Source organism: Rathayibacter sp. YIM 133350 (assembly GCF_037404875.1).
Lineage (GTDB): Bacteria > Actinomycetota > Actinomycetes > Actinomycetales > Microbacteriaceae > Orlajensenia.
Genome location: NZ_JBBELO010000033.1, coordinates 118,332 through 139,476 on the forward strand (window position 1 = coordinate 118,332; position 21,145 = coordinate 139,476).

Genomic DNA, 21,145 nt, shown 5'->3' on the forward strand with positions numbered 1-21,145 from the left:
ATGGCGCAGGCCCTCACCGTTCCCTTCCTCGACCTGAACGCGCAACAGGCGGAGATCGCCGACGAGGTTCTCCCCGCGTGGGAGCGCATCTTCCGCAGTTCGTCGTTCGTCGGCGGTCCCGAGGTGGAGGGGTTCGAGCGCGAGTTCGCCGAGTTCAGCGGTGCGCGCTTCGCCGTCGGTGTCGCCAACGGCACGGATGCGATCGAGCTCGCCCTGCGTGCACTGGAGATCGAACCCGGCGCCGAGGTCATCCTCCCCGTCAACACGTTCATCGCGACGGCCGAAGCGGTGTCCCGAGTCGGTGCCACGCCGGTGTTCGTCGACGTCGACCCCGACTTCCTGCTGATCGATCCGGATGCGGTGGCCGCCGCCGTCACGCCGCGCACCCAGGCGATCATCGCGGTTCACCTCTACGGCCAGGTCGCGCCGATCGGCGCGCTGCTGCCGATCGCGGCACGTGCCGGCATCCCGCTCATCGAAGACAATGCGCAGGCGCAGGGAGCGTCCTCGCTCCTCGGCCGCACGGGATCACTCGGCACCATCGCGGCGACGAGCTTCTACCCCGGCAAGAACCTGGGAGCAGCCGGCGACGCGGGCGCGGTGACGACGGATGACGCCGGGCTCGCCCACGCCGTGCGCGAGCTGGCAGCGCATGGCAGCTCGGTGAAGTACGTGCACGAGCGCATCGGCGTCAACTCCCGGCTCGACGCGGTGCAGGCCGTGGTGCTGAGCGCCAAGCTGCGTCGGCTCGAGGACTGGAACGCACACCGCCGGGCGGCCGCGGCCCGATACGCCGAGTTGCTGGAGCCGCTCGGCGTGCAGGTGCCTCGCACGCGGCCCGGCAACTTGGACGTCTGGCACCTCTACGTCGCCCGATTCGGCAATCGCGACGAGGTCGCGCGCGAACTGGCGGCGCGCGGCATCGGAACGGCCATCCACTACCCGACGCCGCTGCACCTGACGGCCGCCTATGCGGGCGCCGGACTCGGACGGGGCCTGTTCCCTGTCGCCGAGGCCGCGGCCGGCCGCATCCTGTCGCTGCCGATGTTCCCGCACCTCACCGAGCAGCAGCAGGAGCTGGTGGCGGATGCGCTGGCCGACGTGTTGACCGGGACGGAAGCGATCAGGGCCATCGCATGAGTTCGACGAACCGCACGCTCGCCGCGGCAGCGCGTCCGGCGCGGACCCGGCCAGAGGTGGCGAAGATGCCTCGGGTGACCGTGGTCATCCCGTGCTACAACTACGCGCATTACCTTCCCGAGGCGGTTCGCAGTGCGCTCGACCAACCGGGGGTCGATGTGGATGTGATCATCGTCGACGACGCGTCCCGGGATGGCTCGGTCGATGTCGCGCGAGAGCTCGCCGCCCGCGATGATCGGATCAGCGTCGTGGCGCATGAGACCAACCACGGCCATATCGCCACCTACAACGACGGACTGGGCAGGGCCGGCGGTGAGTATGTCGTGCTGCTGTCTGCCGATGACCTGCTCGCACCGGGTGCGCTCGCCCGCTCCACCGCGGTCATGGAGGCCCACCGCGGGGTCGGGCTCGTCTATGGATACGCGGAAGACTTCGTGGACGTGCCAGCGCCCGACCGGCCCAGACGCAGCAGCACACGCATCTGGTCGGGCGGCGCGTGGTTGAGACGCATGTGCGTGCGAGGGAGCAACACGATCGTCAATCCCGAGGCGATCATGCGTCGTTCGGTGCTCGAGAGCGTCGGTGCCTACGACCCGGCCCTTCCGCAGACCGCCGATATGGACCTGTGGATGCGCGCGGCAGCCGTCTCAGATGTCGCACGGGTCAACGGGCCGGTGCAGGCGTATTACCGAGTGCACGGCGGCAACATGCACCTGACCACCTTCGCGGGCGACCTCGTCGATTTTCGAGCCCGGCTCAACACCTTCGATCTGTTCTTCGCAGAGGGCGGCTTCTACACCGCTCGCGACGCCGGAGCCTTGCATCGCATCGCTCGCAGGACGATGGCGAAGGAGGCGCTGCGTCGAGCGGGAGTCCTCGAGGGGCAGGGTCCGGAGGGTCGGGCCGCTTCGGCCGAATTCACCCAAGCGGCGCGGGAATGTCTGCCGAGGATCGTGAGAACCCCGGGCTGGCGCCTCCATGTCTGGCGTCTCGGTCATCCGATTGCTGCGCGGCCGCTCGCGCGAACGCACGCGCTGCTCGAGCGCGCACGGTGGTCGCTTCGGTGGCGACGCTGGCGAAGGTTCGGAACGTGAGGCACGATTCGGCGCGCGGTCGCCCGACACCCGGTGTCGGCTCCGGCGTGGCGTGGAGCACCGTCAACAGCCTCGCACTCCGGCTCGGGGGTCTGGTCGTCGGGATCGTGCTGGCGCGGGTCCTGACGCCGGAGCAATTCGGTCTGTATGCGATCGCCCTCACCGTGCAGACGATTCTGATGACGCTCGCCGACCTGGGGCTCTCCGCGGATCTGATCCGCAGCGACGACCCGAGGAAGCGGGCGCCAACGGTGGCGACTCTCGGCGCGACCGTCGGATTCGCGCTCACACTGACGATGATCGCTCTGTCCGGCCAGGTCGCCGCCACTCTTGGCGCGCCGGCCGCAGCTCCGGCGATCGCCGTGCTCAGCGGCACACTGTTGCTGGCAGGCATCGGGGTCGTGCCATACGCGATGCTCCAGCGTCGCTTCGAACAGAGGAAACTCTTCGTCGTCGCGGCCGTAGACCTCGTGCTCTCGACTGTCGTCACACTCTGCCTGATCGCCGCCGGATGGGGCGTGTTGAGCCTCGCGATCGGCCGTGTCGTCGCGCAGGGGACCGCGGTCGTCCTGCAGTTCGTGCTTGCACGCGAGGTTCCCCGATTCGGGGTAGATCGCTCGCTCCTTCGACCTATCCTCGCCTTCGGGCTTCCCGTGGCGGCCGCCAATTTTCTCTCATGGGCGCTACTGAACGTCGACAACGTCGTCATCGCCCGCCTCGTGGGTCCCGCCGCCCTCGGTCTCTACGTGCTCGCCTTCAACATCTCCAGTTGGCCGATGACGGCTATCGCGCAGGTCGTGCGATCCGTCGCCCTGCCCTACTTCTCCCGCGCCTCGGGAGCGGAGGCCTACGCGGGCCTGCGACGAGCGACGGTGCTCACCTGGGCGGCATCGCTGCCCGCTGGAACCCTTCTGGCGGTTCTGAGCACACCGGTGATCGTCGTACTGTACGGCGAGAAGTGGGCCGGTTCCGCCGTCATCCTGGCCTCGCTCGGCATCGTCGGCTCCTTCCGTGCGGTTTTCGACAACTTCGCCTCCTACCTGCTTGCGCGGGGGTCATCGCGTTCGGTGCTCATCGTCCAAGTGATCTGGTTCGTGTCGATCCTCGTCGGCATGATCGTGGGTACGGCCGCTCTCGGCATCATCGGCGCCGCTCTCGTGCACGTCGTCGTCTCGGTTCTCGTCGTACTCCCGGCATACCTGGTCACCCTCAGGCGCCACGGCGTTCGGCTGCGCCCCCTCCTGAGCGGTAGTGCCGTCCCGACTATCGCGACGGTGCCTGCCGCGGGTCTGGCCGCGCTCATCCAGGTGCCGCTCGCGCATTCGGCACTGCTCGCGCTTCTCTGCGGAGGATGCGCGGCTGCCGGCGTCTATTGGCTCTTGGTTCGGCGCTGGCTGAAACGCGAGTTGGCCGCGGCACGTAAACCGTCGGCGCAGAGCGCTTCGGCGGTGGCCCCCCAGCTTGTGCAGGTCGTCCCGCCGGCCGAACAGGTCGATGCTTCGCCGACGATGCCGCAGCCCGCGACCCCTCTCCCGCGCGCCGAGGCGTCGACGTCATGACGACCGCGACAACACGTTCCTCGGTCACGGTGCTGGAGAGTACCGTGAACGTTCGCCGGCGGCCCGACAATCCGCCCCGCGTCAGTGTCGTCATCCCCTGCTACAACTACGCGCGCTACCTGCCGCACGCCATTGGCAGCGTCCTCGGGCAGGAATTCGTCGACGTCGACGTCGTTGTCGTGGACGACGCCTCCAGCGATGACTCGGTCGCGGTCGCGAAGGGCATGGCGAACCGAGACGCCCGCGTGCGGGTACTGACTCACACCCGCAACGCAGGACCCGTGCAGACCTTCAATGATGGGCTCGCGGAGGCTGAGGGGGAATACCTCGTCCGCCTCGACGCTGATGATCTCCTGACCCCCGGTTCGTTGGCACGCGCGACCGCGTTCGCGGAGAGCCACCCGACGGCGGGGTTGATCTATGGGCACCCTGTGCACTTCAGCGACGGAATCCCCGCCACTTTTCGCGGCCAGGTCACCCGTTGGGTGCTGTGGGAGGGCCGCAGCTGGCTGGATGAACGGGTGCGTCGCGGGTGCAACTGCATCACGTCTCCTGAAGTCCTCATGAGGAAGTCGGTCGTGGAGGCGGTCGGGGGCCAGCGGGCATTGCCGCATGCGCATGACATGGAGATGTGGATGCGGATCGCGCGATCTTCTGACGTCGGCTGGTTGTCTGGCTGCGACCAGGCATGGCATCGGGAGCACGCGGGAAGTCTGTCGGTTGCCATGGGTGATGTCATCGTGGAACTCGAGGAGCGTCACGCGGCCTTCGAGACCCTCTTCGGCGACGGGGTGGACCCGGTCGCCGGCGCCATCGGACTGAAGGCGGCGAAGCGATCGCTGGCCGCGGAAGCTCTCGGGCGTGGAGTGGCCGCTTACGCTCGCGGACGCGGAGGAACTCCAGAGACGCAGGCGTACGAGGCGTTCGCGCGCGGCCTCGGCGTAGACGTGAGCGAGAGCCCCGAGTCACGGATGTTCGCGTTGGCGGTGTCGTTGGGCCCGAGTAGGGCCGTACGGTCGGCGCGCCTCATCGGATGGGCGGCTCGTCGTCGCCTCGCGAACAATCTGAGCACGCGGCAACGATGGCGAACCGGCCTGTGAACGACGGCCGGATCGGATTGAGGTGACACATGGCGATTCCTTTCACCAACGGGGCAAGCCTTGCTGAGGTCTACCGCCGCATGCGAGCCGAAGGCGTCGCCGGGGTGGCACGACGACTGGCGTACGAGCTCTATCACCGACTGGATGCCCAACGGCTGGAGCTCTCCATCGCGGAGCAAGACCTGTGCGACCCATCGGATGTCGAAGCTCCGAGGCTCGCCGGGAACATTCGAGAAGGCGCGCCTCGAGTGGGTTGGATCTGCACCGCTCCCGGACCGGGCTCTGGCGGCCATACGACGCTCTTCCGCATGGCCGATGGGCTCGCCGATTTCGGCATGAGGAGTGTGATCTACCTGTACGACCCACGCGGCGGTGATCTGGCGCGCCATGAACGCGTCATCCGGGAGAACTGGCCATGGCTGCGGGCCGATGTCAGGACGGTCGAAAGCGGGTTCGATGCGATGGACGCGGTCGTGGCGAGCTCCTGGGAGACCGCGCATGTCCTGGCACGGCGCTCTGCCGAAGCTCGCCGCCGGCTGTATTTCGTTCAGGACTATGAGCCGTATTTCTATCCTCGCGGCAGCCTGTCTGCGCTCGCCGACATGAGTTACCGCTTCGGCTTCCGCACGTTGGCGCTGGGCGCAATGGTGCACGATCAGCTGCGGGTCTTGGGCATCCCCTCCGATGAAGTGCCATGGGGCAGGGACGCCGGCGTCTATTCACTTCGGAGTGAGGGCGCGCGGTCGGGAGTCGTCTTCTACGCCAAGCCGGGCAACGATCGACGCGGGTATCTCCTGGGAAAGCTCGCGCTTCAGGAGTTTCACCGGATGCGTCCCGACCAGCCCATCCACGTGTTCGGCGGGAACATCGTCGACTGGTCGATTCCGGTCGTCAATCACGGGCGGCTTCCACCGTCACAGTTGAATCGGCTCTACAACGAGGTCGTCGGGGGCTTGGCGTTATCGTTCACGAACGTGAGCCTCGTAGCCGATGAGATGCTGGCTGCGGGAGCGATCCCCGTGATCAATGACAATCCGCTCGCACGCGCCGATCTGGATCATCCGGATGCGAAGTGGGCGTACCCGAGTCCCTCGAGTCTGGCTGAAGCACTCTGCGCTGTCGTCGATGACCCCAACGTCGACGCGCGCGCGGCGAGGGCGGCGGCGTTCATCAGGCCGGGCTGGGATACAGCCCAGAAGCGGGTCGCCTCCATCATTCTCGACGAGCTCGACGAGCTCGCGCCGAAATCGTCCTCCCGCCCTGCCGGAGTCTCGTCATGACCAGCGCCACCATGACGGTCATCACACCCAGCTACCGCCCCGACCGCGGCCTCTGTGCCGATCTTGCAGCGTCGGTCCTGGCGTTCTCGGACGAGTCCGTGAACCACCGGATCGTCGTTCCCCGACGTGACCTCCCGGCGTTCGCGAGCCTTTCCGGCACCCGGACGAGCGTCGCGGACGCGGCCGATTACCTCCCGACCACCTTCCTCCGCGTGCCTGGAAACAACTTCTGGGTCAATGCGCGCCACCCGTTGCCGCCGATTCGAGGGTGGATCGCTCAACAGATCGTCAAGATCCAAGCCGTCGCCGACTGCACCGCCGATCTCGCCCTTCTGGCGGACTCGGATCTCGAGTTCGTCGCACCCTTCTCCACCCAGACGTTCATGGCGGGTAGTGCTGTGCCGCTCTATCGACTGGCAGGTGGTGTCACACCTGACCTTCCACGCCACAGGGTATGGCACTCCGTGGCCCGTCGGCTGCTGGGTCTGGAGCCCACTGATTCGACGACCCTTCCCGACTACATATGCTGGCCCTGCATATGGCAGCCCGCGCTGGTTCGCTCGATGCTCGCACGCATCGAAGAAGTGACCGCGGCGCCGTGGTCCACGGCAATCGGCCGTGAGCTGCACTTCTCCGAGATGATCCTCTACGGCGTCTACGTCGAAGAGATCGTCGGTCGCCAACAGGCGCCGGTGTTCACCGATGATATGCACTGCATCGTGCAGCCGGACGAAGTCGCTTTCGATGCCGACTCCATGCGACGCTTCCTCGGCACGGTGGGTCCGAACGATGTCGCCGTGATGGTGTCAGCCCGTTCCGGCACACCACTCGACGTGCGCCGAAGCGTCATGGCAGAGCGGGCCGGGCAGACATGAACCTCTCCAAATCGCACGCACGTCTCGCACCTCCGGAAAGTCTGACTCGGCGGAGGGAGTCAACCGAGCACGGAACCGAGGTGGGTGCGCGCCCGTCGCTTCTCGTCCGGGTCACCCTGTTCAGCATCTTCTTCTTTCCCTCGAGCATGATCATCAAGCCGATCGGGGCGGCAGCGACGGTCCCCATCCTGTTGTGCTGCCTTCTCTTTCTGCTCTGGATCGCCTCGAGCGTGTGGGGGCTGCACGATCCAATCCCAACTCGGCATCCCGGGCGCTTGGCGATCAGTGCCATCGTCCTTGCCTCCTTGGCGTCGTACGCTGCGATGTACATCGGGTTCACCGGTTCGACGACCGACACATCCCGCGCCGCCGGAGACAGATGGCTGATCCTGCTCGCCGCCAGCGCTGCGTTGATCTTGGTCATCGCCGAGACGGCGCGCACGGCCTCTGACGTGATGATGTACGTCAAGGCGTTGCTGGCCGGCGGCTTCTTCTGCTGCTTGGTCGCGCTCGCGCAGTTCTTTCTTCGGATCAACCCGATGGAGTGGGTGCAGCTGGGTATGCCGGGCTTCACATATAACGGCGGGGACACGCCCTTCCAGTTGCGCGGTAACTTCATTCGGGTCGCCGGCAGCACTTTCCACTCGATAGAACTGAGTGTCGTCTGCGCCATGCTCCTGCCACTCTCGCTGTGGCGGGCGCTCTTCGACGACCGGGGGAGGCGGTGGCTGCATTGGGCTCAAGCAGGCCTCCTTCTCTTCGGAGTCGCCTGCACGGTTTCACGCTCCGGAGTGCTGGGTCTGATCGTAGGAACATCGGTCTTCCTGCCCTTCCTGCCGGGCCCGATTCGTCGGAAGGCTCTGATGATCATCCCTGTGGTCGTCGGGTTCATCTTCATCAGCGTTCCCGGATTCATCGGAACGCTGGGATCGGCCGTGACGGCCGACAGCTCCGATCCCTCGATCGCGACGCGACTCAACAACTACCCTCGTGTCGCACGTCTGATGGATGCTCATCCGGTACTGGGTTCGGGTCCGGGCAACTACATGCCGACGAACGCGCTGGAGATACTCGATAACCAGTACCTCAACACGCTCGTGACGTTGGGGACCATAGGAGTGTTCGCCTTGGGGATTTACCTGCTCCTGCCGGGCATCGCCGGCATTCATGCTGCGCGCACGGCACGGGACCCACGGTTGCGTGCTCTCGCAGGGGCGCTGGCTGCCGGCGCTTCGGTCGGCGGTGTGTGCTCCCTGACGTTCGACTCCCTGTCGTTCCCCGTCTTCGCCCTCGTCTATCCGGCGATCGTGGGTCTCGCGGGCGCTGTCTGGATCCTGGTTCGTGCCGAAGAAGCAGGCGAACCGCGTGAACCACACGAACCACATTCCCTTCGCGAGCGGTCATCCTCGCGTTCCGGGGCAATCGGAGGAGTCTGAGCATGGATCCGTTGTCTGTCGTTCGGGCTCTCTGGCGGTACAAGTGGCTGGTATTGCCGACGCTCGTGATAGCCGTCGCCGCGGCCTGCTACGTCTACTTCCTCGGACCGCGGGCCTACGAATCGACGATGAGCTACGCGGTGGTCAATCCGCAGATTCCCACCGAGGCCGAGATCGAGGAGCATCCCGAGCTCGGCAATCTCAACAGCGACAACCCCTACCTGCGGTCAACGGACCCCAACCTCATCGCAAACGTCGTCATGACGAGGCTCAATTCTCCGGGTACGGCACAGGAGTTGAAGGATGCCGGGCTCGGCACGGAGTTCACCGTCTCCCCGGGCATCGGAGGCAGCGGCCTCATCGTTCGGATCACCGGCGTCGGCTCATCGCCCGAGCAGTCGATCGAGACAACGACGCAACTCGGCAAGTTCTTCGAACGCGAACTTTCGAGCGTTCAGAAGATCAACGGCGCCGACGATCGCTACTTGTTCACCTCTTTGGTCGTCGCCTATCCCGATGAGGCCACCGAACAGTTCTCGAGCAGGCTCAGGGCAGTCGTGGTCGTCGGCGTGGCCGGGATCGTGCTGCTCTTCGGCGCGGTTTCGCTCGGCCGGTGGCTCGACAGGGGCCGCGCCAGGCGACGAGGTCAGCCGGCATCGAAGGCGGGTGCCGCGGATGGTCCGACGGCCACCATCTCCCCTCTGATCGACGGGGCCGAAGCGCCGACTTCGGAGAACCGCCGTAAGGCGTGAGCCGGGAAGGCTGGTGAGCCGGCTCTCTCAGCCGAGACCGCAGGAGGTGCCGCCGTCGATTCGGTAGATGTGCACGGCGTTCCCATCTGCGAAGGTATCGCTGAACCGCCCTCCGCTGATAGGAACCGTGCGGCTCTCTCCGAGGACGTTGGCGGTGGTTCCCCCGGTGCATTCGCTGGAGAACGTGACCTGCTGAGGATTATCGGAGGTCGATCCAGCGATGACGTAGAAGACACCTTCGTACAACTTCACAGCCGAGTCGACGTGCCCCGACGCGGTGACGAGGCCGTCGATGAACGGAGCGTTGAGCACGGGCGCCAGCTCTGAGATCTGCGCATTGACAGAGCTGACAGTGGGACGCACCGTCGCTCCGCACTGTTCTCGCAACACGTGTTGCGATTGGCATGGCCCACCGAAGTTGTGGTTGAAGTAGATCACGCCTCGCGCGCCATGAATGATGCCGCTCCACACCGCCGCGCGAATCTGGGGGGCTGTGATGGTGGGCGTCCAATCCTCTCCGGCGGGGTGGCCCACTTCGACGAAGTTCCAGACGGGGCGTGAGCCCGTCGGTTGGACCAGCCTGCGTAGGTGGCCGACCGTCCATCCGTAGTTGGCGGCGGAGCGGCACTGCGCGTCGCTGAGTGGCACGCCCGTTCCAGGGCCCCACCCGCCTTCCGTTGCTCCGCAGATGTTGGGATCCGTGAACCAGTAGTTGTCAGCTGAGACCACGTCAGTTGCATTGACGAACGGGCGGGCCTCCGCATCGCTCTGCCAGAAGGTGACGCCTTTGCCGTAGTTGGCATACGTCATCACGCCAGCGGGATTCGCGTCGATGAGCGTCTTGATGACGGTATAGCCGCACGGCGAATCGGAGGGACTGCAGACGTCGCCATGACCCGGATAGTTGCCCGTCCAGGTGCCGCTCCCTGGACCGGCCCACATGTCGGCCTCATCGGCGATGAGCGAGCCGTTGTTCAAGGCGGAACTGAGTGTGGTCACGGCATACGAGCCGGCTGCTCTCACGATGCCGAGATCTGAGTTGGCGGTCAGTTCGACGTAGGTGTTGATGCCAGCCGCCCTGTCGAGACTGACGTCGCCCTCGGAGGTCACACTCTCGAACCACACTCCAAGGGGAAAGTAGTCCGCCGTCGAGGGCAGCCCGTTCGTGAATCCTCCGTAATAGTCGGCGCCTCCGTCGACAGGTCGCACCGTTGCGCTCACGGTCGGATCGCCCGGCTTCGGCGTCGCAGTGGGTTTCGGGGTCGTCGTCGGCGACGGGGTGGTGACAGCCGACGGCACGAACTCGACATCCACGAAATAGTTGGAATTCTCGTAGTTGTGACGCGGCATCCCGCCGAAACCGTACCGATAGAGACCTTCGAGAGCGGTGAGCGGCCCGCTCCGGATCGGCTTGTCGAAGCCGTGGTTGTCCGCGGAATAGCGCCCGAAGACGGCAAGATAAGACGCGATGTACTCATGACCGGGTTTGATCTTCACGGGCTTCGAGAGGGTGGCGCTCTGCCATCCGGACTCGGTCTCCGATGAGAACTGCGTCATCGCGAGGAGTTTCCCGTCCGTGGACCACAGGCCGCCGTAGTGGGGCCCGCGATTCTCGGCTGAGCGGTAGTAGCGGATGCTCGTCACGGTACCGGCGACGCTCGAGACGAATCGCATGCCGAGTTGCACGGTGCGACGTTCAGGATCGGCCTCGATCTGGGGTCGGGTCGACGGCGAGAAGACGCTCACCGTCGTCCCCGCGAACGAAACGGCCGGGGCATTCACCGCCGCCGCGACAGCGAAGCCGGCCAGTGCGAGCCCAGCGATGATCCGCCACGCCCTGTGTCGGGCGGCGTGTGGGGCGAGAGTATCCATGGCGACCGTGACCTGAACTCATGCTCGGATGAAAGTGCGGAACTTTCAGGTCCCCAAACCTGTGCGGCAGACTAGCAGCATCATGTCAGTGGTGCACCGCCGGCGGAGGGGGCGCGGCGTGCAGGGGAGCAATAAGTCGTTCTGATCAGCGGTTCGGCGCAGATGAGAATGTCCTCACGCCGTTTGCGCGGACGGCCCCGGCCTCATCAGCTGCGCGATCCGGGCGGCCCCGTTGTCGCTCGTGAACCCCCGCCGGATGTGTGCGGCGCCCGACGACCCAAGCGTCATCGCAGCCTCCGAGTCGTGGAGCACCTCGGCGATCACACGGGCGAGCGATTCGGCGTCGTTCGCCCGTGCGAAGCGACCCGTGACCCCGTCCTCCACGAGGGCTGCGACCCCGCCTCCTTCGGTGACCACGACCGGAACGCCCATCGCCATCGCTTCCATGATGGCCACTCCCAGTGGTTCTGCGTGGCTCGCGAGAGTGAAGACGTGGCAGTCTTCGAGCTCTTCGATGATCCGCGCCTCCGATACGGTGCCGAGAAGCTGCACCCTCTCCCGCAGGCCCAGACGGTCGATCAATGCATCGAGAACTCGGTGGTAGCCGGTCCCTCCGTGTTCGTCCTCGCCGGCGATGTGCAACCGGACGTCCCGGCCCTCCGAGACGAGCAGGGCGACCGCGCGGATCAGATCGTCGTGGCCCTTGCTCGGGTTGAGGCGGCCGCAGCTGAAGAGGCGGACCGGCTCTCCGTTGCCCCAGGGGCGATATGGCCGCCGTCGCGTCAGCTGCTCCGGGTCCACGCCCATGGGCGCGAGTTCCACCGTCTTCGGTGTCGCGCGTCCAAGGCGCTCTCGAAGTTCCGATCGCAACTCCTCCGTGATCACGAGGCCGAATGAGGCGTGCGACCACTTGGCGTGCTGGTTGGGGCCGTAGTCCGCGAGGGGCCCATGGAGGGTCAGGCTGTACGGAAGACCGCTCAGCGTGTGCGCGTAGAGGGCGATCTGAGCGGAGTCCGCAGCGGAGTGCACATGCAGGTGATCCCACCGCTTCCGACGCGCACGAAGCACCAGAGCGGCCGACACCATGACGAGGAGCGCCTGTCGGGGCAGGCGAGTCGGCCGTTCTGCCGCGGCGGTTCGAAGCGCTCGCACGAGCGCCGGCATCCTGCCGCGGGCGGCGGCTCTGAGAAGTTCCGCTGTCGCTGCGAACAGGGTGGCCGGTCGCAGGGGCGCGAGATAGTGCGTGTCTCCCGCGGCTTGGGCGGCCCAGCTGTGAGACGTCGTGCCGTGTGCGGGCCTGCGCGTGGAGACGACATCGACGTTCGTTCCCTCTCGACGCAGCCACTGGATCTCGCGCCAGAAGAAGCCGTGCGTCTGGCCTGGGAACTCCGGCACCAGGTAGCCGAGCGTTGCCGATCGTCGGGTGCGGGGCGGCACGAGTCGGGCCCACCGTCGTTCGTCGAGTACCGTCCGCAGAACTCCCGCGTTCTGCGGCCTGCGCAGCCGGATCACTTCAGCAAGCACCGTGATGAGGCGGTACACCGCCGCGTACCCGCGCGAATGGAACTCACGGATGTAGCGGATGCGGTTCACCGACGAGAGCGCGTTCAGTCGGGCGGAGAATCCGGAGCCGCCCTGAGCGTGCCGAACTGACGCGGACGGTTCGAACCAGATCTGAACGCCGGAGTCCCGAGCCCGACGCATGTAGTCCGTTTCCTCAGAGAAGAGGAAGTACATCTCATTCCAGGTGCCGAGGCGTTCTGCGCTCTTCGCATCGATCATCAGGGCAGCGCCCGTCGCCCAGTCGATTCGCCGAGGCGACGTATAGTGCGACCGGGTGAAATCCGTCTCCGACAGGGCGGCTGGGCGCCCCCGCCACCGGCCGCCGAAGACGGCATCACCCAACGTTGCCAACAGGGTCGGCTCCCTGCGCAGGGATGGATAGGTGACGCCGTCCGGACTGAGGATACGTGGCACGACGATGCCACTACCCGCACGCTCCAGCCGCGAGATCAGATTGTTCAGGCTCGCGGGTTCAAGGGTGAGATCGGGGTTGAGGATGAGCAGCGCCCGGTGAGCGCCCAGGTGGGCGCGTGCGTGGTTGATCCCACCCGCGTAGCCGAGATTGCTCCCGGAGTCGAGAGTCATCACGTCGGGGTGGTTGCGTTTCACCAGGTCGAGTGTTCCGTCGCTCGACGCGTTGTCGACGATGATCACTCGTACCGCCAAGCGGGCGCTGGCGACCCGGAGTGAGGCCAAACAGCTGTCGATGTGAGCGGCGCTGTTGTACGTCACGATGACGACCACCAGATCCGCGGGCGCTGTTGCGTTCCTGAACCTCGTCAGCGCGGCGGTCGGGATGTCCGTGAAGCGGTCCCGCTCTGCAGTGCGGTTCACCGCTCGCGAACCAGGGTGTGCAGACGTCATGAAAGCGGGTGGCTCCCCGGCGCCGTTGGGGCGACGCCGGGGAGGCGATTGACCGCGTCAGCGGACGGTCGGGGGAAGGGCGCGCAGACACCATGCGCTCGGGCGCGGGTCAGCAGTCGTCGGGTCGCCGCTGCGTGCGCGCGGGCGCGCATCAAGATGCCAGTCATCGGTTTCGGGTTCCGGGTGAGGGGCGGGTGTCGGGTGTGCGCCGGACGAGAACCCGTGAGTGCTCGTCCGTTCGGGTAGGCATGGTGCGATCGGTACACACCCCTCGAACGGCCTGAGCAATCCTCAGAAGCGTGAACCGAGTCAGAAGCTACCGGCGCCCCGAGGCCGCGACCGCCCCCAGTACGGGTGACATCGCCGTCAGAGGGCCAGCGCGATGGCGAACAGCACGATGCCCACGAGGGGAAGGGACCCCTGCACGAGAGCGGGCCGCAGGTATCCCGGTCCCGTCGTCGTGAGCACGATCGCCGCGCCGAGCATGCATCCCGTACTGAAGAGGATGAGCGCTGCGCCGGCGGCCTCGGCGCCCGACCAGTAGGCCACCAGTCCCGATGCTGCCCCGATGGCGAGGAACAGGTTGTAGAAACCCTGGTTGTACGCCATCGGGCGCGTGGTGTCCGCCGCCTCCTGGCTGGGAACGCCGAAGCGCTTCCACGTCGAGGGGCGCGACCACCACGCACTCTCCATCAAGAAGATGTAGACGTGCAGCAGCGCGGCGAGTGCGACGACGGCGGATGCGATCAGGGCCATGCCCTCATCATCCCGTTGCGGGGAGGCTAGTCCTAGCGATTGGCCGTCGACGCAGGCCGCGTCTCAGCCGCGGCGGAGTTCGACCGGCACCTTCAGGTAGGCGCCGTATTCCGCCACCGCTCGCCGCTCGGCCCGTTCGACAGCCGCGGAGAGCGGCTCGATCGGGTGCACGGTGATTGTCGCATCCGCCCGTCGCAGTTCGTGCTTCCAGAAACCGGCCAGCCGTCCGTCCACGAGGAAGAAGTGGATCGACGGCGCCGTGACACTCGGCGCTGAATAGTCCGGATGCTGCATGTGGCCGCGCGTCTCGAGGTAGCTCATCACGTATTCGTCGTAGCCCTGCAGGAGGTCGAGTCGGCCACTCGGCGGGCTGTCGGGGGCGTCGGCAGGGGGCAGCCAGCACTCGACACCGGCAACGTCGGCGCTTTCGAGAAAACCGGGATTCTGCTCGAGGGCGAGCCTCAGCCCCGTGCGGCAGGCGGCGAGGGTGAGCCCGCTCCACGCCGAGAAGTCCTTCAGTGATGCCGGTCCGCGCGTGCTGAAGTAGCGCCGGGCCAGCTCGGCGAGCGCCTGCTCGTGGTCGAAGGAATCAGCGCCGCGGACGAAGCCCGGCGGTACGCGCTCGTCGAAGGCGGCGTGCGTGCGCTGTTTGCCGTCCGTCGCGCCGCTGATGATCACGCGCTCGAGCTCGGCGAACATGACCGCGTACGTGAAGGCGAGGTTCGACAGCTCGAGCCCGCTCTGCTGCAGGGCCGTGCGCAACCCCGCCCGGCTCTGGTGCCGCCCGCCATCGACGGCGCGGGCGATCGCATCCGTCGTGCGGGCGAGCGTCTGGGCGTCAAGGCCGTTGCGCTCGTACATTCCCCGGTTGGCTTGATGCACGCGGCCCGCCGTGAGGGTGAGAAGCCAGCGCGCGTCATCGGGTGCCACCAGGTGCCAGGTCGGTCGCATCAGGTGGGTGCGCAGGATGCCGCCGAGGTCGTACGAGACGGCGAGGTCGGCGGCGCTCGGTCGCACGGACTCCTCGATGCGTTGCGCCACCGACCACAGGGCGTACGCGAATTCCTGGCCCTGCACAGCGAGAAGCCGGCCGACGACCGCTCCGGGGTCGTCGTCGACCGGCGACCAGACGAGCAGGTTGTGCAAACGACGTGCGCGCACCTCGGCCGAAAGCATGACGGCTCCGGTCACCGGCCGATGCGCACGACGACGCGACCGCGCGTACGGCCCTCGAGAATCTCGGCGCCCGCATCCGCCACCTCGTCGAGCGTGATCTCGGTCGTCATCGCCTCGAGCAGCTCGAGGTCGAGGTCGGTCGCGAGCCGCGTCCAGGCCTCTTCACGCAGGAACAGGGGCGCCTCCACGGAGTTCACCCCGAGCAGGGCGACGCCCCGCAGGATGAACGGCAGCACGGTCGTCGGCAGGTCGCTGGATGCCGCGACGCCGCAGGCCGCGACGGCCCCGCCATACTCGATCTGGGAGAGCAGGTTGGCCAGCGGCACTCCGCCGATGGAGTCGATGCCCGCTGCCCAGCGTTGGCTCTGCAACGGTCGTCCCGGCTCCGCGAACTCGTCGCGGTCGACGATCTGCACCGCACCCAGCCGCCTCAGGTAATCGCCGTTCTCATCGCCTCGGCCGGTGAGGGCAGCCACCTCGTAACCGTGCCGGCCGAGAATCGCGATGCCGACCGACCCGACGCCGCCCGATGCGCCCGACACGAGCACCGGCCCGAGCTCGGGGTGGATGCCGTAGCGCTCGAGCGCGAGCACGGCGAGCATGGCGGTGACGCCGGCCGTGCCGATCGCGGCGGCCTGCCGGGGCGAGATGCCGGCGGGTACGGCCACGAGAGACGCGGACTCCACGACCGCCCGTTCGGTGAAACCGCCATGTCGGGTTTCACTGAGGCCGGCGCCATTCAACACGACGACGTCACCGGCTGACCACCGGGAGTCCTCGCTGCTCGCCACCCGGCCGACCAGGTCGATGCCCGCGACGATCGGGTACGCCCGGGTGATGCCCGGCTTGCCGCGCACGGCCATGCCGTCCTTGTAGTTCAGGCTGGAGTAGAGGGTCTCGATGAGAACCGTGTCGCCGTGCGGCGCGGCATCGCCCTCGCGCAGGTCGTCGACGCGCAATTCGCGGATGCCGGACGTCAGCGAGGGGCGGCCCTCGGCATCCGTTTCGCGATCGACGACGATGGCCCGGAAGGTTTCGCTCACTCCGCCAACCTAACCGTTGCCCGCTCGCGCCGCGAGGTCCTGCCTCGCCGGTGAACCATTTGGGGCCCGTTGATCCGTTGCCTGCGGATCAACGGCGACGAAATGGTTCAAGCGCGGGGCTTGGCGGGGAGGCGGGGCGGCGCGATGGGGGTCGCGGTGCGCTCAGGAGACGTCCCGGCGCCAGCTCGTGAAGTAGCCCGCGACGGTGAAGAGAACGGCGTAGGCCAGCAGCACGAGGGCGCCCGCCCACCAGCTCAACGGGTCGCTCGCGCCTCCGCCCGTGCCGGCAATCGAGTAGAAGCTCGATCCCACGAGGGCGTCACTCGCGGCGCCGGGCAGGAAGCGCCCGATGGCCGCGGTGGCATCGATGAATCCAGCGGCCAGCCGCAGGAGCGGCTCGACGAACTGGGTGAAGGCGAGAACGATGACGATCGCCGCCACCTGGCTGCGCACGAGCGCGCCGAGCCCCACGCCGATCGCGGACCACAACGCCATGGCGAGGATGCCGCGGCCGGCCTCCGCCCAGACGTCGGGATGGCCGAGCTGGCTCTCGAGCCCGACCGCGCCGAGCACGAGCCCGCCGGCTGTGAGCGAGGCCGCCCACGCGATGACGCCGAAGACGGCGCCCACGAGGAAGAACACCTTCACCTTCGCGAGCAGCACGAGGCCGCGGCGGGGGGTCGCGAGAAAGGTGGGGGTCAGGGTCTGGTGGCGGAACTCGCCGGTCGTGGCGAGAGCGCCCAACAGCACCGGGAAGACGTAGCCGATCGTGGTGGCGAACCCGTAGATGAGTTGCTGCACGGCGGTGCCGGGCGGCAGTCCGCCGCCGCTTCCGCCACGCGCGGCCTCCGGATGAGCGCTGATGTAACCGAAGAGCCCGCCCAGACCGCCCGCGAGGAGTGCGACGTAGGCGGCCATCACGATCGCGAGCACCCACCACGTTCGGGTGGTGAGCACCTTGAGGAACTCGGCTCCGATGGCCCGCAGCAGTACGTTCATCGGGCACCTCCCTCGGAGTCGGGTGCGGGTTCGACGGGCGGCGACGGGGCGGCATCCGGCGGAGGATCGTGCACGACTGCCGCGGCCGGGCCCGCGTCCTCCGCCGGTGCATGGCCGGCGGCGGCCGACGCCTCGGCGTCTCCGACGAGCGTGAGGAAGGACTCCTCGAGCCCGGCCTTCTGCCGATGCAAGGCGGAGATCTCGACCTGGTTGACGAAGGCCAGGTGCCCGATGCGAGCAGGGTCGGGGTCGGCGACGAGAAGTCCCGTACGGCCCTCGGTGAACTCGAGCCCTTCCGATCGCAGCACCTCTGCGAGCCGAATGCGATCGGGCGACTCCACGACGACGCGGGGGGCGACATCCGTGTCGAGGGTGGCGAGCGAGCCGCGGTGAACGAGTTCGCCCTTCGCGATGATCACCACCTCGTCGACGCTCTGCTGCACCTCGCTGAGCAGGTGCGAGCTCACGAGCACGGTGCGGCCCTCAGCGGCGAGCTCGCGCAGGAACAGCCGGATCCACTTGATGCCCTCTGGGTCCAGCCCGTTGATCGGCTCGTCGAGCACGAGCACGCCCGGATCGCCGAGGAGGGTGTAGGCGAGCCCCAGGCGCTGCCGCATGCCGAGCGAATATCCGCCGACACGACGGTTGGCGTACTCGCCCAGTCCGACCCGGTCGAGCACCTCGCCCACGCGCGGGGCGGCGATTCCGGCGGCAGCGGCGTAGACACCAAGGTGGTCGCGCGCCGTGCGCCCCGGATGGAAGCTCGCCGCCTCGAGGGCGGCGCCCACCGTCACGAGCGGTTGCGGCAGCCGGGCATACGCGGTGCCGCCGAAGGTCGCCGTGCCGGAGGTCGGCCGCACCAGCCCGAGCAGGATGCGCAGGCTCGTCGTCTTGCCGGCTCCGTTCGGGCCGAGGAATCCGGTCACCCGGCCAGGTTCGACGCTGAACGAGAGGTCGTTGACGGCTGTCACCGCGCCGAACGTCTTCGTCACGCGGGAGAACTCGATGGGAACGCCAGTTGGCATCGCCATGCCTTTCCTCGGGGGATGGCCCCAGAGTAGCGGTCGGATCCCAGGGGGTGGGATGCGGTGTCCGGCGAGCCTGCACTTCCCTCGGTGCACGGCGTGCAGGCGGCGGCCCCCTTGGCCGGAGCCGCGGTCTAGCATGGCGACATGACCGCGTCGGAGGTCGTCGTCACACGCCAGCGCGGTAGCCGCCGTGTGCGCTACTCGGTCAGTGCGTTCCTCGACGGCTTCTTCTTCATCTTCGCGGGGCTCGCCGCCGTCTGGCTCGCGACCCTCGTGGCGGGCGAGGGCTTCCAGTGGGCGTGGTCCTCCGTGCTCTACTTCGTGGTCTTCTGGGTTCTCGTGGCGTACCTCGTGCTGCCACGCCTGCACCGCATCCTCACGACGATCTACGTTCCCGACTACTTCATCGGGCGGGCACGCACGAGCGACGGGCTGCTCGGCGACCCCATCAACCTCGCACTGCTGGGCGAGGAGCGCGACGTGCACACGGCCATGGCACGGGCGGGCTGGACCCGCGCCGACGACGTCACCGCCGCCTCGAGCCTGCGCATCATCTCGTCGACCCTGAGTCGGCGCAGCTACGACGAGGCGCCCGTGAGCCCGCTGTTCCTGTTCGGCCGCCAGCAGGACTTCGCCTACCAGCAGGAGGTGGCCGGCAACCCCGCCAAGCGGCATCACGTGCGGTTCTGGCGATGCCCCGACGACTGGCTGCTTCCGGGCGGGCGCCGCGTGGAATGGCTGGCTGCCGGCACCTTCGATCGTGCCGTCGGGTTCTCGTTGTTCACGCTGCAGATCACGCACAAGATCGACGCCGACACCGACGTCGAACGCGATCACATCGTGGAGAGCATCCGCCGCTCGTCGCCCGAGACTCGGGTGGAGCTCATCCGCGACTTCTCGACCGGATACCACTCGCGCAACGGCGGCGGAGACTCGATCTCGACCGACGGCGACCTGCCCATCATCGACGTGCGACCGGATGCTGCGAGCACGCGGACCGCGTCGCTCGCCTCGGAGGACTCCGAGGAATCCGGCGCAACCCACGTTCTCGGCGCACCGACGCGCTCCCGGCTCGAGCCCGTGCGTCACCCGCGTGCGTCGGCGGCCGGCAAGCGGGCAGCCTTCGAGAGTTCCCTCGACCTCGCCCTTCCGGTGCGTTCGGCGCCGTCCGCGAAACGGCCGGTGACGATCACCATGGGGGTCGCCCTCGTCGTGCTCCGCGTCATCGGCGGAGCGGCCTGGCTCATCGACATCGCCGCCGGGTGGGACCAGCTCCTGCGTCACAACGTCACGGTCATCGGCGACGTCGACGGTGCGCTCGCCCAGGCGGCCCTCTGGGTCATCCTCGGCATCGGCGTGATCGTTCTCGGCGTCGAGGTGGCCGTCGTGGCGCTCGTCTACCGCGGCGTCGACGGGGCCAGGATGCTCGTGCTCGTCGTGGCGAGCCTGGGCATCGTGCTCGCCGCCGTCGACGTGGCCGCCGGCGGCGCGCCCATCACCCTGCGCACCACCCTCGTCGGACTCTCGCTCGACATCCTCGTGCTGCTCGCGCTCTCGAGCCGATCGGCCCGGGCCTACTCGCGCCGCGACAGGGCGCGCGGCGCGGCGAAGGAGTCAGGCTAGGCGGCGTGCTCGTCGCAGAAGGCGGCTTCGCGGGCTGCGCACGCCGCGCACACCACCAGCTGGATGCGGCAGGAGGCATCCGCGCAGTTCTGCATGCGCTTGGTCGCCGCCCCGCACTCCGCGCACCGGCCGATGACGGCGGCGCGGTCGCTGAAGTCGAGAGACCCGCGCTTGTCGAACACGTAGAGCGACCCCTGCCACAGGCCGTCGTCGCCGCGAGCCTCCCCATAGCGGGCGATGCCGCCGTCGAGCTGGTAGACCTCGCCGAAGCCCCGCTCGACCATGAGCGCCGAGAGCACCTCGCAGCGGATGCCGCCCGTGCAGTACGTGACGACCGGGCGACCCTTCAGGTCGTCGTAACGCCCACTGTCGAGTTCGGCGACGAACTCGCGCGTCGTCGCCACGTCGGGCACCACCGCTCCCGCGAACCGGCCGATCTGTGCCTCGAAGGCATTGCGGCCGTCGAAGAACACCACCTCGTCGCCGCGCTCGGCCACGAGTGCATCCAGGCCGGCTGGATCCAGATGCGTGCCGCCTCCGACGACTCCGCCGTCGTCGACCCGCAGTTCGCCCGGCGCCCCGAACGAGACGAGTTCGTCGCGCACCTTCACGCTGAGCTTGGGGAAGTCGAGGCTGAGCCCTTCGGAGTCCAGCCCACTGCCCTCGCTCCACTTGACATCGATGCCGGCGAACGCCGGGTAGTCCTTGGTCTTGCGGAGGTAGCGCTTGAGGGCCTTCAGCTCGCCGCCGAGGGTCGCGTTGATGCCGTCGGAGGAGAGGATGATGCGCCCCCGCAATCCGAGCGACTCGCAGAGGTCGCGCTGCCACAGCCGCACCGCATCGGGGTCGGGGAGTGGGGTGAACGCGTAGTAGAGCACAACCTTCGGCACGGGCATCCGTCCATCATCGCCGACCATCCTGCGAGCGCTCGCAACCCCTTGCGCGGGCGAGACCGGCGGTGATTGCGTGAGGGAAGCCGTCGGGG

17 protein-coding genes are annotated in these 21,145 nt (G+C 67.7%); 9 read left to right on the top strand and 8 right to left on the bottom strand.

What is annotated here, in order from left to right; genetic code table 11:
* From WDJ51_RS11060 to WDJ51_RS11095, 8 genes are all read left to right on the top strand, one after another.
* Positions 1-1,140: a DegT/DnrJ/EryC1/StrS family aminotransferase gene (locus WDJ51_RS11060; RefSeq protein ID WP_337852517.1), complete on the top strand. Its 1,140-nt coding sequence runs from the start codon at positions 1-3 to the stop codon at positions 1,138-1,140.
* The gene (locus WDJ51_RS11065) at positions 1,137-2,234 is read left to right on the top strand and encodes a glycosyltransferase family 2 protein (RefSeq protein WP_337852518.1); all 1,098 of its coding nucleotides are present in this window, start codon (positions 1,137-1,139) and stop codon (positions 2,232-2,234) included. Before WDJ51_RS11060 ends, WDJ51_RS11065 begins: the two co-directional genes overlap by 4 nt.
* Complete coding sequence (locus WDJ51_RS11070; RefSeq protein WP_337852519.1) at positions 2,231-3,793, top strand: lipopolysaccharide biosynthesis protein; 1,563 nt, start codon at positions 2,231-2,233, stop codon at positions 3,791-3,793. The genes WDJ51_RS11065 and WDJ51_RS11070 overlap by 4 nt, the downstream gene beginning before the upstream one ends.
* The gene (locus tag WDJ51_RS11075; RefSeq protein ID WP_337852520.1) at positions 3,790-4,893 is read left to right on the top strand and encodes a glycosyltransferase family 2 protein; all 1,104 of its coding nucleotides are present in this window, start codon (positions 3,790-3,792) and stop codon (positions 4,891-4,893) included. The genes WDJ51_RS11070 and WDJ51_RS11075 overlap by 4 nt, the downstream gene beginning before the upstream one ends.
* A 29-nt stretch (positions 4,894-4,922) precedes the next feature.
* Positions 4,923-6,173: a rhamnosyltransferase WsaF family glycosyltransferase gene (locus WDJ51_RS11080; protein WP_337852521.1), complete on the top strand. Its 1,251-nt coding sequence runs from the start codon at positions 4,923-4,925 to the stop codon at positions 6,171-6,173.
* Positions 6,170-7,048: a DUF6492 family protein gene (locus tag WDJ51_RS11085; RefSeq protein WP_337852522.1), complete on the top strand. Its 879-nt coding sequence runs from the start codon at positions 6,170-6,172 to the stop codon at positions 7,046-7,048. The genes WDJ51_RS11080 and WDJ51_RS11085 overlap by 4 nt, the downstream gene beginning before the upstream one ends.
* Before the next feature lie 80 nt (positions 7,049-7,128).
* Positions 7,129-8,484 carry an O-antigen ligase family protein gene (locus WDJ51_RS11090; RefSeq protein WP_337852523.1) on the top strand — a complete coding sequence of 452 codons (1,356 nt, stop codon included), beginning with the start codon at positions 7,129-7,131 and terminating at the stop codon, positions 8,482-8,484.
* A gap of 2 nt (positions 8,485-8,486) precedes the next feature.
* A complete protein-coding gene (locus tag WDJ51_RS11095; protein ID WP_337852524.1) occupies positions 8,487-9,236 on the top strand; it encodes a chain-length determining protein in 750 nt (249 codons plus the stop codon).
* 27 nt (positions 9,237-9,263) lie between these two features.
* Here WDJ51_RS11095 and WDJ51_RS11100 read toward each other — a convergent pair whose 3' ends face one another.
* The 7 genes from WDJ51_RS11100 to WDJ51_RS11130 form a co-directional block, all read right to left on the bottom strand.
* The gene (locus WDJ51_RS11100; protein WP_337852525.1) at positions 9,264-11,108 is read right to left on the bottom strand and encodes a DUF4082 domain-containing protein; all 1,845 of its coding nucleotides are present in this window, start codon (positions 11,106-11,108) and stop codon (positions 9,264-9,266) included.
* A 174-nt stretch (positions 11,109-11,282) separates the two neighbouring features.
* Positions 11,283-13,505: an exopolysaccharide biosynthesis GT4 family glycosyltransferase EpsE gene (gene epsE / locus WDJ51_RS11105; RefSeq protein ID WP_337852526.1), complete on the bottom strand. Its 2,223-nt coding sequence runs from the start codon at positions 13,503-13,505 to the stop codon at positions 11,283-11,285.
* 396 nt (positions 13,506-13,901) lie between these two features.
* Positions 13,902-14,291: a DUF1304 domain-containing protein gene (locus WDJ51_RS11110; protein ID WP_337852527.1), complete on the bottom strand. Its 390-nt coding sequence runs from the start codon at positions 14,289-14,291 to the stop codon at positions 13,902-13,904.
* A gap of 63 nt (positions 14,292-14,354) precedes the next feature.
* Positions 14,355-15,482: a winged helix DNA-binding domain-containing protein gene (locus tag WDJ51_RS11115; RefSeq protein WP_337852528.1), complete on the bottom strand. Its 1,128-nt coding sequence runs from the start codon at positions 15,480-15,482 to the stop codon at positions 14,355-14,357.
* On the bottom strand, positions 15,479-16,510 hold the full coding sequence (locus WDJ51_RS11120) for an acrylyl-CoA reductase family protein (protein ID WP_337852529.1): 1,032 nt from the start codon (positions 16,508-16,510) through the stop codon (positions 15,479-15,481). The genes WDJ51_RS11115 and WDJ51_RS11120 overlap by 4 nt, the downstream gene beginning before the upstream one ends.
* A 162-nt stretch (positions 16,511-16,672) precedes the next feature.
* On the bottom strand, positions 16,673-17,509 hold the full coding sequence (locus tag WDJ51_RS11125) for an ABC transporter permease (RefSeq protein ID WP_337852530.1): 837 nt from the start codon (positions 17,507-17,509) through the stop codon (positions 16,673-16,675).
* Complete coding sequence (locus WDJ51_RS11130; RefSeq protein WP_443218487.1) at positions 17,506-18,540, bottom strand: ATP-binding cassette domain-containing protein; 1,035 nt, start codon at positions 18,538-18,540, stop codon at positions 17,506-17,508. Before WDJ51_RS11130 ends, WDJ51_RS11125 begins: the two co-directional genes overlap by 4 nt.
* 141 nt (positions 18,541-18,681) lie before the next feature.
* Between WDJ51_RS11130 and WDJ51_RS11135 the strand changes: the two genes are divergently transcribed.
* Positions 18,682-20,160, top strand: coding sequence for an LssY C-terminal domain-containing protein (locus WDJ51_RS11135; protein WP_337852531.1), 1,479 nt, complete (start codon positions 18,682-18,684; stop codon positions 20,158-20,160).
* On the opposite strand, the gene trhO is transcribed toward WDJ51_RS11135, so the two are convergent.
* Positions 20,157-21,056 carry an oxygen-dependent tRNA uridine(34) hydroxylase TrhO gene (trhO, locus tag WDJ51_RS11140; RefSeq protein ID WP_337852532.1) on the bottom strand — a complete coding sequence of 300 codons (900 nt, stop codon included), beginning with the start codon at positions 21,054-21,056 and terminating at the stop codon, positions 20,157-20,159. The two genes, WDJ51_RS11135 and trhO, sit on opposite strands and share 4 nt — an antisense overlap.
* Positions 21,057-21,145 lie beyond the last annotated feature (89 nt).

What these genes read in the sequence shown, in the direction of transcription:
- WDJ51_RS11060 (WP_337852517.1), top strand. Translation starts at nt 1, where the DNA reads ATGGCGCAGGCCCTCACCGTTCCCTTCCTCGACCTGAACGCGCAACAG.
- WDJ51_RS11065 (WP_337852518.1), top strand. Translation starts at nt 1,137, where the DNA reads ATGAGTTCGACGAACCGCACGCTCGCCGCGGCAGCGCGTCCGGCGCGG.
- WDJ51_RS11075 (WP_337852520.1), top strand. Translation starts at nt 3,790, where the DNA reads ATGACGACCGCGACAACACGTTCCTCGGTCACGGTGCTGGAGAGTACC.
- WDJ51_RS11080 (WP_337852521.1), top strand. Translation starts at nt 4,923, where the DNA reads ATGGCGATTCCTTTCACCAACGGGGCAAGCCTTGCTGAGGTCTACCGC.
- WDJ51_RS11085 (WP_337852522.1), top strand. Translation starts at nt 6,170, where the DNA reads ATGACCAGCGCCACCATGACGGTCATCACACCCAGCTACCGCCCCGAC.
- WDJ51_RS11095 (WP_337852524.1), top strand. Translation starts at nt 8,487, where the DNA reads ATGGATCCGTTGTCTGTCGTTCGGGCTCTCTGGCGGTACAAGTGGCTG.
- WDJ51_RS11100 (WP_337852525.1), bottom strand. Translation starts at nt 11,108, where the DNA reads ATGGATACTCTCGCCCCACACGCCGCCCGACACAGGGCGTGGCGGATC.
- WDJ51_RS11110 (WP_337852527.1), bottom strand. Translation starts at nt 14,291, where the DNA reads ATGGCCCTGATCGCATCCGCCGTCGTCGCACTCGCCGCGCTGCTGCAC.
- WDJ51_RS11125 (WP_337852530.1), bottom strand. Translation starts at nt 17,509, where the DNA reads ATGAACGTACTGCTGCGGGCCATCGGAGCCGAGTTCCTCAAGGTGCTC.
- WDJ51_RS11130 (WP_443218487.1), bottom strand. Translation starts at nt 18,540, where the DNA reads ATGGCGATGCCAACTGGCGTTCCCATCGAGTTCTCCCGCGTGACGAAG.
- WDJ51_RS11135 (WP_337852531.1), top strand. Translation starts at nt 18,682, where the DNA reads ATGACCGCGTCGGAGGTCGTCGTCACACGCCAGCGCGGTAGCCGCCGT.
- trhO (WP_337852532.1), bottom strand. Translation starts at nt 21,056, where the DNA reads ATGCCCGTGCCGAAGGTTGTGCTCTACTACGCGTTCACCCCACTCCCC.